The sequence below is a fragment of the Paenibacillus segetis genome (genome assembly GCF_014639155.1).
Taxonomy (GTDB): Bacteria; Bacillota; Bacilli; order Paenibacillales; family Paenibacillaceae; genus Fontibacillus; species Fontibacillus segetis.
Genome location: NZ_BMFT01000001.1, coordinates 460,392 through 472,382, shown reverse-complemented (window position 1 = coordinate 472,382; position 11,991 = coordinate 460,392). Strand labels below are relative to the sequence as shown.

Genomic DNA, 11,991 nt, shown 5'->3' with positions numbered 1-11,991 from the left:
ATTTATCTAATGCTACGTTCTTCTTCGGCAAATTTCAATAGTTTATCCCGGAGCTCTTCCTTCATTTTGATCATTTCTTCTTCGGCCGTTTTCCGGGTTGCTTGCCCATCCTGTTGAATCTTGATCGTCTCTTCGAGTGTGGAAATCAAGTTCTGATGCGTCTTCTTCAACGTCTCGATCTCAACAATCCCCTTCTGGCTTTCCTTGGCGATCTCTATCGTTCCTTGCTTCATCATTTGCGAGTTCTTGAGCAGCATCTCATTGGTTGTCTTCGTCACTTCCTGCTGAAGCTTCAACGCCTCGTTCTGACGGAATAAGCTAATAGCAATGATGATTTGCTGCTTCCAGATCGGGATGGTATTGAGAATTGAACTTTGTATTTTATCAGAGAGCACTTGATTGTTAGATTGGATCAGACGAATTTGAGGCGCAGCTTGTAGAGAGATTGTCTGCGAAAGCTTCAAATCATACAGCTTCTTCTCAAAGCGATCCGCAGCCGACACCAGATCTGAATACCTCTGCATCACCAGTTGATCCTGTGACGACTTCGCTTGCTCCTCTAAGGCAGGTAGAACCTTATCACGCAGCTCCTGAAGTTTCAATTCACCTGCCTTAATGTATACGGATAGCTCCTGATAATACGCTCCATTACGTTCGAACAACTCCTGCAAAGTGAGTGTTTCTTTGATCAATGTATTGTTTGCTTTTTCGAGCTTCACTGTAATTTGCTCAACGTACCCGTTAATCTCCTGATATTGCATGATAAACTTTTCGATTTTGTTCGCAAATGTCCGAAATAATTTCGAGAAAAACCCCGATTGTGCTCCAGATAGGCTATCTACATCCAACCCTTTTAGCTTCAAAGTCAGATCACCCAGGATTTGACCCGCAGCACCTGAGTCCTTCATCGTTACATGTTCAAGAACTTTATCCGAAAAAGTGGATAATTCCTTCTGCACACCTGCTCCATAATATGTAATGCTCTGACCATCAGACAAATCAAGTTCTGCCGCAATGGTCTGTACCTTCTCCAATTGTTCGTTTGTTAACTCACCTTGATTAGGTGTATTTTGCAATTCGATCATGAGAAAACCTCCTTATTTTTATTGAACAGCTTGAATGATTTGATCCATAATGGCTGGTGTGGGCATTGCAATAACCGAGTCAATTGTCTCTGGGATATTCCCAATTCCAAGTGCAGACACATCGTTCTGAATATCTACGATTCCCGAGCGGAACCCGTGCTTTTTCCAAGCTAGTTCTTGAATTTCCTTGTCTTTTAAAGCCTCAATAAGTTTCTTACCATTGTCACTCAGCGCAATTAAAGGATGTGAACTCCATACCGTTGGAACTGGATAGAGCACCCGCATACGGTCCTTGACCTGTTCCCACACAGCGGGATTATCTTCAGCGAACTCGATCATCTGATTCTCGTAACCTACAATTATCGGCTTGGCGCCCATGCCCGTTTTGAGATACTGCTCGAACAAATCACCCGAGGAGGGCTCTAGGTACCCTAAATTTTGAAAAAAAGCTTTGATTTGAGGTAGCGCAGCAGCAATGTTGCTATCGTTAACTACGCCTCCACTGATTAAATTGGCATACAATCCTGCAAACATATTGCCGGAATTCGATTTGGATGGATCCGTTGAAATGATCGTCACCTTACCATACAGCTTGGAGTTTGGATCATTCTTATTTGCACCGATGTCATCCCATGACTTTCCTTCGTTTACGAGCGCTAACAGAGATTCAGTATCTACGGTGTTGACTCCATTGTTCTGACGGGCGATTCCCTGGTCAATTAGAGCGTCTGCAATGCGATTCCATGTATAGAATACAATGGGAGAATTAAAAATAATTTCACTACCCTTAATCTCCTCCGCGTGGTTATTCTTGAACAACTCGAGTGCTACCTGGTTCGAAGGGAATAAAAAGTCAGGCCCTTGCTTATAGTCTTTGACCATTTCAATGCTACCTGCTTTTCTCCAATCAACGGTGATATGATATCTATCTTTCAATATTTTGATAATTTCCTCGTCGGAGAATAAACCGATCTTCTCTCCCCCAAGATTACCAACCACCGTAATATTCCCCTTCCCCCCAGAAGTGAGATCACTGTTTCTACTAAACAAGTAACCAATACCTACAACAAAGACTAGAATAATAATCCCAATTAAGGTCCCCCACTGTTTTCCCTTCACTTCAGGCCCTCCGATTTGAGCATAGATTGCAGCATATCAAGTTCCACATCGAGATCCAGGACATCATCAGAAACAAGCTTCTTCAGATTTTGTTGAAACAACTTCGCTATCAAATCCAAATCACTCTCAGTTCTGGTGATAATCTCTTCCACTTCTTGATCACGGATATTTTGCCGCTTCAACTCTACATATTTGCCAATAATTTTGCTGGTTGTCTCCAGATAATAAGTGAAATACTGGCGAATAACCTTCACACTTTGGGGCTTACTATGCAATGTTTCAAAGATTCGATCGGAAGTATCGCAAATTTCTAATATTTTCTCATACACACCTGCGTCCTCCACAAGCTTCAAATATTGTTTAATTTGTTCAGCATGAACCCGGCCTTCCTGAATCGTTTGCTTATAAAAGTCCATTGAGGTCTCATCAGGCTGATTTGGTAGCTGTATCTCGATCTTCGCCCGGCCTCGCCATAATAGCTCCACAGCTACCAGTACCGCAACTCCACTACCAACCGAGAGTAGAAATGGGGCATGGATGACGAACAGAAAGAGGGAAAAAGCCGCAGCTCCGAGCACTCCCGCTGTGATTCCTTTAGCAGCTTGCATGGATCATCTGTCCCTTCTCTCAGTTATATCCCTTAGCTTCCTTAAAAGCGCTAATCAGATCACTCGTACCGTCAAATAACTTCCCACGAGTGAGTTTGACGAGTCCATTCAATTGTTCGTCAGAGGCATCGCCAAACATGATTGGGAATACGGGAATGTCTTTGCCAACTTCGCGGTAAGTCTGTGCAAAATCATCATAAGATCCATCTGACATTCCATCCGTCATCAGGATAATTGCCACATTATATTTACTGGTATCCACGTTCCTCATTTGCTCCAAACCTTGTATGGATGCTTTGTAGATATTAGTTCCACCATCAGCTTTTAAATTCTCGATCTGCTCTAATAGTGACTTATAATCACTTAAATGATCAGCTTTCCACACATCAATCAATTGATTATTAAAAGGTATCGCGACGACTACATCCTCGTCAGAACCTTGCAGCAAATACTTGCTCGCTTGCTCCTGATCTAGAATAGTCTCCATCGCTTTCTTCAATTGTGTCTCTCCGTTATTTGCCATGCTGCCTGAATAATCTAGCGCAAAAACGGTATAGCTTGGCTTCTTAAGCGCAGTCTGGTACAGGTTCATAGCCTCCAGAACTACATCGCTGCTGGGAAATGCAATTGGTGAAATGTTACGATCTAAGTCGATTCCCCATTCGGAATTAAACACATTAGGATTACGATTGGCGACCACTCCACCAAATCCAGTACGTCGACCCAATTCCCCTATTTCCTGCTGTGTCGATTCGCTCAATAGATTTTCTTGCATTTTTTTAAAGAACGCCTCTTTGTCAGCATCACCATTATCGATATATCCAAGGGTGAAATCAGCGATACTAAGCCCATCCGTAGGATACACCAGATATAATGGCTCCTTCCCCTGTTTCACAAGCTCCTGATTCGTCTCAATTAAGACCGCTTCATAATTGACCATAGCATCGTAGCTGCCATCCCCCTGTAGGAACAGATCCTTCAACCAGCCCGAGCTACCCGACGAACGGTTCACTCCTTGTAGTAATTGCTTCACTTCTGCGCGTAGCGCTTCATTCTGCAAATCGTCATGCGTGAGCGCCTGGTCTTTTTGTAATAGAGCATGTAGAAATCCTAGATAGGCACTTAATCCTGAATTTGATTGAGTTGCCGAAGTCATCATAAAATTCAGTTCATGCGAATTTACCGCGTTTAAAATATCACGAATGGTAACATCCTTACCGACGAAACCTAATTCCTCTGCCTTCGACTTCTGGATACCAAACGTAATGGGTGAAGTCATAATCGACTGCGTAAGCTTCACTTTTTTACTCTGATCACCAAGCTCAATCCAGAATCGTGAGGCCAACCAGACCGCATCATACCGACTGGAATCCGCTTGTAGTAGATTCATACTGTCGATAGAACCTTTGTAATCGAATGAAACATCATATCCTGATTCCTTAGCGATTCGCTTCACTAAGGGTTCCAAGGGTTTATTCTCGGAGCCCGACAGAATAACAAACGTTTTTGAGCTGCTAGAGAACAAGTCACTTTGACATCCAGACAGCAACAATGTCATTACCAATAACGTCAACATTGACGCTCGTATGCAGAATGACCGGCGTAATAAGCCGAATTTGATCATCACAAGCTTCCTTTCTGAACTACAGGTATAATTAGGTACGTTTGTTAAAATTTTATCAGGACAGTGTTAACTAGGGATTAAACTATGTAAAGTCTCTACCTCATCACAAAAAAAACTTCCCTAACCATTTCGGTTAGAGAAGTTTGTAAATAAATTTGCTATTAGGTTAAATCCGCTGGGAAAGTAAGCCCTATCTGTCGTCTAGCTTCGTCCATAATTTCTACGGCCATAAGCGAATTACTCCATGAGTTGATACTACTTTCACGACAACCCGTCTGAATCAATTCGATAAACTCCTCGGCTTCATAATACATGGACTCTTGATATTGCGGCTGAGTAAGGTTTTCAATCGTCCCGTCTCGATAATGAATCTTCACACTATAGGGCTGATTGATCTTATCAATAACTAAAGTACCGTTCTCGCCTTGAATCTCTGCTGGCAAGTAAGAATCGGCAATTTTGGAGTACATAATAACCGCATCCATATCCTTATACTTAAGCACCATACTTCCCTCCCCATCAACACCTGAAGAGAGCTGAACGCCGACAGCTTGGATAGAATCGGGCTTGCCGAACAGTGTAACCATAGGATAAATACAATACGTACCCAAATCCATCAAAGAACCGTTGGAGTAAATGGGATTAAATGCGTTCAGAACGGTTCCTTGCTTAAAGGCATCATACCGGGAGGAATATTGACAGTAGCTTGCAAAATAGCGACGAACACGACCTATTTTATACAGATTGTCCTTAATCACTCTTAAGTTAGGCATAAGCGTAGATTTCATGGCTTCCATTAACACCACGTTGTTACTACGAGCAGCCTCGATCATTCTTTGCATTTCTGACACATTGGAAGCCATCGGCTTCTCGCAAAGAACATGCTTCCCATGATTCATGCAAAGAATAGCCTGCTCAGCATGAAATGAGTTAGGGCTAGCGATATAAACAGCATCCAACTGATCGCTTGCTACCATTTGTTCTAAATCTGTATATACTTTGGGATCATTAAATTTAGCAGCAAAAGCCTTGCCCTTTTCTTCCGTACGGGAGTATAACGCAGTCAGAGCAAATTGCTCTGTCTCCATTGCAGATTGGATGAAGCGCTCAGTTATCCAGTTCGTTCCAATAATACCGAATCGTATCACAGTTATCACATCCCCTTTGTTTTCGACTATTATTTCCGACTATATCTGATTATAAATACATTCTCTCATTCGCGATAGCTCCTGTCCATACTTGCGTTCATCCTTGTAACTGCATTACAATCAAGTTATTGAGCAGTTTGGAAACGGGGTGTTACTATGAATGAAATTAACAAGGAGTTTTTAACTGATAATTTTAAATATATTGTTTCCGGAGATTCCATTTCCAAGGGTGTAATTTATGATGAAGTGAGAAGCAAGTACGTTATACTCGAAGACAATTATGTATCACTTCTACAGGATAAACTTAAAGGCGCCGTCCGAAATACAGCAAGGTTTGGCAATACGCTGATCAAAGGAATCGGCAATCTGAAGAAAGACATTGTGAAGGACAAACCTAATATTGTGCTGATCGAGTATGGTGGTAACGATTGTGATTTCCATTGGAATGAAATTGCCGACAACCCAGATGCGCTACACAACCCTAAGACTGATTTCACCGTATTTGAGAAAATGCTGACGGAAACGATTCATTTTCTAAAAAGTCAACAGATCACACCGATCTTAATGAGCCTTCCCCCTTTAAACGCTGACAAATACTTCAAATGGGTTAGCCAGAATAATCCTGAAGCTGAGACCAACATCATGAAATGGCTGGGGAGCGTCACCAAAATTTATTGGTGGCAAGAAAGATACAATTCGACGATTATTAAAGTGTCTGAAATGACTAAAACCAAATATATCGATGTAAGAGGAGCCTTCCTTGAACATCCTGATTTCACCAAATTTATTTGTGTAGATGGCATCCATCCTAATAAAGCGGGTCACCAGATTATTTGTGATAAAGTTCTTGAGTTCATCCGAACCAACTATCAATTCTTACTGCAGGACCATAACGATTTAGCATATGAATAAATATATGAACAAGAAGAAAGGGACCTGCTGAAGGTCTCTTTTCTTGTTCTAAATGGTTATGGATCAACACCAAATAGTAGATTAAGGATAAATAACAGGAAATTCTCCATTTAATTATGGGGCCATCCAACTCTAGGGTAACTTAACTGGAATATCTCCATCTAATTTTGCACTTCAAGCCCATTGTGGGTATGATCGATTGAATTAACAGGAGGTATTCCAGTTAAACTTGTAATGAGGGGTCCTCTCAGCAAATTAACGGGAGTTTTTCCCTATAAATGTGTGTTAGAAACTGGAATCAAACACAAACCAATCCTAGTGAAGTATTGAAAATGGTTTGGAGTCCTGTTTTCATAGAGTTATTGATGTAATTTCTTGTTGACCTTATAATGAGTGTCAAACACAATGAGTACTGAATCGTTAAGGAGTGGTCGGATTGCTGTCCCATGAGGAAATAGCTCAAAAGGATAAAAATATTGTCTTAATTGGTTTTATGGGCGTGGGGAAAACCACGATTGGTCAACATCTCGCTAAGAAAATAGGTCGTGATTTTATTGATGTTGATGCTCAAATCGAGCAAAAATACGGAATGCCTGTGACGCAAATATTCCAGTCTCTTGGGGAAAAGGCGTTTCGCCAAATGGAAAAAGACTATATTCTCGATGTATGTAGCAACTCGCAGCATAAAATTATTTCTCTTGGTGGTGGTGCGTTCCTGCAGGATGAGATTAAAAATATCTGTCTGTCGACGTCCAACGTTGTCTATCTTAATATTTCCTGGGAAACATGGAAACAAAGACTACACTTGATCATAGATAGCAGACCCATTCTCCAGAACAAAAGCATGGAAGAAATAGAACAACTATTCTATACCCGTCAGAACTCATACTCCTCAAATCATGCCTCCGTTAATATTGACGGACTCGGATTCGAAGAAGCCGCCGACCATCTCATCCAAACGCTAGATCTCTAGGAACAGAGGGACAGGAACCTGTCCCCTTGTCCCTACAAGCTGCGATGTAGCAGGTTCAGCATGCTGCGTAATTCCGCTACCGGTACTTGCCCTGGGGCAGAGGCCTGGTTAGCGGCACCGAAGGTTAGCGCTGAGCCGAATACTTCCCCCGCTAGGCGGCTGATGACGCCTGTACCTGCCATCGACATCGTGATGATCGGTCGATCGGCATATTGTTCCTTCATCCTACATGTTGCTTCGAGCAAGGTCAGCACATCGCTCGGACTTGTTGGCATCACTGCTATTTTCGGGATATCCCCGCCTAAATCCTGTGCTCTCTTCAAGCGCGATACAATTTCATCCCTCGGTGGGGTTTTGTCGAAATCATGATTAGAAATAATGACAAATACTTTATGTGCATGAGCTACACTAATCAGTTCCTTGATCGCCTGCTCCTCATTGAACAGCTCTACATCTATAAGTTCGACCTCTCCCGTTACAGCAACAGCTCTATTTAGCTCAAAATAAAATGCAGTACTTACTTCTCTCTCGCCGCCCTCTTTGGCACTTCGAAACGTAAATAACAACGGAATGTCCCCCAGAATGGACCTAATCTGCGTCAAAGCCCCGGTAACCGCATCGATGTTCTCCACTTGTTCAAAGAAATCGACCCGCCATTCCACAATATCCAGATCAAGTGTTGTTAGGTGTGTTGCCTCATCCTGTAATTGCTCCAGTCTCTTTCCTACCATGGGAACGCAAATTTTGGGTGCGCCTTCTCCTAGAGTCACATCTTTGATCGTTACTGTTCTACTCATAGATTAAGTTCCTTTCTTCTCTTACTGTTATGTATCCAAATAAAAACGGTTTGCCTAAGATAAGGGCAAACCATTTGATGTTCCGAAAGAACAATTTATATGATTATATCACAGATTTCTCTCTCTAAAAGTTCATGTTCAAAACTTGTTCATCCAACTCGATAATCAATCTACGCCGTAGCAAACTGGCTATTATACAACTGAGCATAATGTCCACCGCTCGCTAAAAGCTCCTGATGACTGCCACTCTCGACGACATCGCCATTCTTCATGTACAGAATTAGGTCAGCCTCGCGGATCGTGGAGAGCCTATGTGCGATCACAAAGCTGGTACGTCCCTCGATCATCTTCAGGAACGCCTTCTGAATACGGATTTCCGTCAAGGTATCGATGCTGCTCGTCGCCTCATCCAATATAAGCATCGGCGGATCAACCAGCATTACACGTGCGATCGTGAGCAGTTGCTTCTGTCCTTGGGACAAGCTATCGCCTGTTCCGCTGATTTCAGTATCGTAACCCTGCGGTAACCGCTTGATGAAGCTATGCGCATTAGCTGCCTTCGCCGCAGCAATAATCTCTTCCTCCGTAGCCTCTGGCTTACCGTATGCAATATTATCGCGAATGCTGCCCGTAAACAGCCACGTTTCCTGCAATACCATACCGAATTTACGCCGCAGGCTATCGCGGCTCATCTCATTAATGTTGACGCCATCTATCAAAATAGAGCCACCGTCCACATCGTAGAACCGCATCAACAGGTTAACAAGGGTCGTCTTACCCGCACCTGTCTGTCCAACGATAGCGATCCGGGTTCCCGGCTTCACCTCTAGACTGAAATCCGTAATGAGTGGACGCTCTGGAACATAAGCAAATTTCACATGATCAAACTTGATCGTCCCTTGAGCATGCTCCAGTTCCTCCGTATCAGCAACTGCATCCGGTATTTCCGGTGGCAGATCAAGTATGGTGAAAATACGCTGAGCCGAGGCTGTTGCCGCCTGAAATTGTGTTAATACCCCAGTGATTTCGTTAAAAGGCTTAGCAAACAAATTAGAATAAATAAGAAAACTAGATAAATCACCCACCGATATTTTAGATAAAATAACCGCCATACTCCCAATCGTAGCAATAACCGAGAATGTAATATTATTAACCAATCGTGTTGATGGATTAGACAATGAGCCATAAAACTGCGACTTCACACCCGCTTGATAGAGCTCCTCATTTTTAGACTTAAATTGCTCAAAGGACCGATCTTCATAGTGAAACGCTTGAATTACCTTGCCACCGCCGATCATTTCCTCTGCGTATCCATTCAAGCCACCTAAGATTTGAGCCTGTTGCCGGAAGAGCGCTTGAGAACGCATCGTAATAAATCTCGCCACAAAGTAAGTCACCAATGCGGATAAAAGCACGACCAATGTCATCATCGGACTGATATATAACATGAACCCAATGGCACCTGCGATGGTGATTATCCCCGTCAGAAATGTCGAGATCCCCTGTAACAGTCCATCCGACACGGCATCCATGTCATTAACGAAACGGCTGATGCTATCTCCATGGGGATGACGGTCGTGGAACTTAAGTGGGAGCACGTTCATATGATCAAACAAATCACTCCGCATATCATTAACCGTCTGGTATGCAATACGGTTCGTTAGATAAGTGAGCAGCCAGCCAAATAGACTTCCAATCAAATAAATAAACGCCAGTCCGATCAGCAATGTCGTTACCCCTGAGAAATTTACATCCCCAGGTCCAACCATCTCGTCAATAGCACGACCGATCATAAATGGTCCAATGAGACTAGCAATTACACTGATCACCGCGCACAGAATCGCCCAGAATGCCGAACTCTTATATCTACTTACATATTTAAGCAACCTTTGCCATGTTTCCTTGGTTCCCATTAGCCCACCTCCTGACTTGAGAGCTGCGAATTGCAAACTTCTCTATAGACGTCACAGCCCTGAAGGAGTTCTTCATGACGGCCTATTCCAACAATACGTCCTTCATCAAACACAATAATTTTATCTGCATGTTGAACCGTACTAACCCGTTGAGATACCAATAGCAAGGTCATCCCCCCGCTGTGCTCCTTAATAGCTCGTCTTAATGCAGCATCTGTAGCAAAATCCAGCGCACTGGAGGAGTCATCCAGAATTAGAATCTCAGGTCTCGCCGCGACAGCACGGGCAATCGTTAATCGTTGCTTCTGCCCGCCTGATAAGTTCCCACCGCCACGCGAGATCACCGTTTGATAGCCCTCTGGAAGCTTGGAGATAAACTCGTCTGCCTGCGCAATAGTTGCCGCAAGCTTAACCTCTTGATCGGTAGCTTGCTCATGGCCCCAGCGGATATTCTCCGCAATCGTTCCACTAAACAGCACCGCCTTTTGTGGAACAATCCCGATTTTTTCACGGAGCTGGCGTAACGGGTAGTCCTTCACATTGACCCCATCAACCTTCACTTCCCCCTCAGTGGCATCATAAAATCTCGGGATTAAGTTAATAAAAGTTGACTTCCCCATACCTGTACCGCCAATAATACCCACTGTTTCCCCATGATGAATCGCTACAGAAATGTTAGACAACGCCATCTCACCCGTTGTATTGTAGCCAAATGAGACTTTGTCAAACTCGATGACTGGAACGTCTGGCTTTATCATTTCCATGTTACCACTCGCAGCTTGATCGGTACCTTGAATTGAAGACGTCACAGCCAGCACTTCATTAACCCGGCTCGCTGAAGAAGAGGCTTTGGTAAATATGATGACCAAATTGGAAACGACGATCAGAGCCAATAAAATTTGCGTGATATAGTTGATAAAAGCAATAATTTCGCCTTGTGAAAGTGTGCCATGATTAATATGTATACCACCGACCCACAAAATCGCGATAATAGCCCCGTTCACTACAAGCGTGGTCATCGGACTCAATAATGCCGAGACACGGCCGACACGAATCGCCGTATGGGTAATATCTTCCGAAGACGCATTGAAACGTTGCCGTTCTGCTCTACTCTTGGCGAAGGCGCGAATAACTCTTACACCAGTTAAATTCTCACTCAGGACGAGAGCAAGCTTATCCAACTTCCGTTGATAACTACGATACAGCGGTGCTGAACGGGTAATGATCAAATATAAAATGATACCAAATATAGGCGTAGCAGCCAGTAGAATAAGCGATAATCTGAAATCAAGGATCATCGCCATAATAATCGCTCCGATACAAATGAACGGAGCACGGATGACTAGACGGATTAGCATCGCAACGGCTAGTTGAAGCTGATTCACATCATTCGTAATTCGATTAACTAATGATTGCGTGCCGAATTGATCCAACTCAGCATAAGAAAGCGATGAGATATGTTTAAACATCGTATTACGCAGGTTAGTACCAAAACCTTGTGAGGCACGAGCCGCATAATATTGACAGACCATGGAGCAGCCAAACCCCAAGATGGACATGAGTAACATTAAACCACCCATTTTTAGTACATACGAGGTATCGCCCTGTCCTACACCGTGATTGATAACTAAGGCCACAATCGTCGGTAGCAACAGCTCCAATATCGCTTCAAACAGCTTGAAGATGGGGCCGATAATGCTTTCTTTTCTGTACGGTTTCAAGAATGTCACAAGCTTCAGCAAAGTTACCATCACCCAATCTAAGTAATTATTGAATCATTTGACTATTACCCATGATCCGCTATGATTATGA

General features: G+C 43.2%; 10 protein-coding genes. 2 read left to right on the top strand and 8 right to left on the bottom strand.

Annotated elements, in window-relative coordinates; translation table 11 throughout:
- Positions 1 to 2: 2 nt before the first annotated feature.
- From IEW05_RS02015 to IEW05_RS01995, 5 genes are all read right to left on the bottom strand, one after another.
- Positions 3 to 1,085: a toxic anion resistance protein gene (locus IEW05_RS02015; RefSeq protein WP_188535313.1), complete on the bottom strand. Its 1,083-nt coding sequence runs from the start codon at positions 1,083 to 1,085 to the stop codon at positions 3 to 5.
- 18 nt (positions 1,086 to 1,103) lie between these two features.
- Positions 1,104 to 2,204 (bottom strand): hypothetical protein, encoded by a 1,101-nt coding sequence (locus IEW05_RS02010; protein WP_188535311.1) that lies wholly within the window; start codon positions 2,202 to 2,204, stop codon positions 1,104 to 1,106.
- Complete coding sequence (locus tag IEW05_RS02005) at positions 2,201 to 2,812, bottom strand: 5-bromo-4-chloroindolyl phosphate hydrolysis family protein (protein ID WP_188535309.1); 612 nt, start codon at positions 2,810 to 2,812, stop codon at positions 2,201 to 2,203. Before IEW05_RS02005 ends, IEW05_RS02010 begins: the two co-directional genes overlap by 4 nt.
- A gap of 19 nt (positions 2,813 to 2,831) precedes the next feature.
- A complete protein-coding gene (locus IEW05_RS02000) occupies positions 2,832 to 4,436 on the bottom strand; it encodes a VWA domain-containing protein (protein WP_229753225.1) in 1,605 nt (534 codons plus the stop codon).
- 161 nt (positions 4,437 to 4,597) lie between these two features.
- Positions 4,598 to 5,581, bottom strand: a complete 984-nt coding sequence (locus tag IEW05_RS01995) for a Gfo/Idh/MocA family protein (protein WP_308420419.1) — start codon at positions 5,579 to 5,581, stop codon at positions 4,598 to 4,600.
- Positions 5,582 to 5,740: 159 nt separating this feature from the next.
- Between IEW05_RS01995 and IEW05_RS01990 the strand changes: the two genes are divergently transcribed.
- Positions 5,741 to 6,496 (top strand): SGNH/GDSL hydrolase family protein, encoded by a 756-nt coding sequence (locus tag IEW05_RS01990; RefSeq protein WP_188535304.1) that lies wholly within the window; start codon positions 5,741 to 5,743, stop codon positions 6,494 to 6,496.
- Between the two features lie 436 nt (positions 6,497 to 6,932).
- Entirely contained in the window at positions 6,933 to 7,469 is a 537-nt protein-coding gene (locus tag IEW05_RS01985) for a shikimate kinase (RefSeq protein ID WP_229753224.1), read from the top strand.
- A gap of 32 nt (positions 7,470 to 7,501) precedes the next feature.
- On the opposite strand, the gene aroD is transcribed toward IEW05_RS01985, so the two are convergent.
- The 3 genes from aroD to IEW05_RS01970 form a co-directional block, all read right to left on the bottom strand.
- Entirely contained in the window at positions 7,502 to 8,266 is a 765-nt protein-coding gene (gene aroD, locus IEW05_RS01980) for a type I 3-dehydroquinate dehydratase (RefSeq protein WP_188535302.1), read from the bottom strand.
- A gap of 170 nt (positions 8,267 to 8,436) precedes the next feature.
- The gene (locus IEW05_RS01975; RefSeq protein ID WP_188535301.1) at positions 8,437 to 10,179 is read right to left on the bottom strand and encodes an ABC transporter ATP-binding protein; all 1,743 of its coding nucleotides are present in this window, start codon (positions 10,177 to 10,179) and stop codon (positions 8,437 to 8,439) included.
- Positions 10,179 to 11,930, bottom strand: coding sequence for an ABC transporter ATP-binding protein (locus IEW05_RS01970; protein ID WP_229753404.1), 1,752 nt, complete (start codon positions 11,928 to 11,930; stop codon positions 10,179 to 10,181). Before IEW05_RS01970 ends, IEW05_RS01975 begins: the two co-directional genes overlap by 1 nt.
- Positions 11,931 to 11,991 lie beyond the last annotated feature (61 nt).

Excerpts from the sequence above, each read along its gene's own strand:
- IEW05_RS02005 (WP_188535309.1), bottom strand. The coding sequence starts at position 2,812 with ATGCAAGCTGCTAAAGGAATCACAGCGGGAGTGCTCGGAGCTGCGGCT.
- IEW05_RS01975 (WP_188535301.1), bottom strand. The coding sequence starts at position 10,179 with ATGGGAACCAAGGAAACATGGCAAAGGTTGCTTAAATATGTAAGTAGA.
- IEW05_RS01990 (WP_188535304.1), top strand. The coding sequence starts at position 5,741 with ATGAATGAAATTAACAAGGAGTTTTTAACTGATAATTTTAAATATATT.
- IEW05_RS02015 (WP_188535313.1), bottom strand. The coding sequence starts at position 1,085 with ATGATCGAATTGCAAAATACACCTAATCAAGGTGAGTTAACAAACGAA.
- IEW05_RS02000 (WP_229753225.1), bottom strand. The coding sequence starts at position 4,436 with ATGATCAAATTCGGCTTATTACGCCGGTCATTCTGCATACGAGCGTCA.
- IEW05_RS01970 (WP_229753404.1), bottom strand. The coding sequence starts at position 11,930 with ATGGTAACTTTGCTGAAGCTTGTGACATTCTTGAAACCGTACAGAAAA.
- aroD (WP_188535302.1), bottom strand. The coding sequence starts at position 8,266 with ATGAGTAGAACAGTAACGATCAAAGATGTGACTCTAGGAGAAGGCGCA.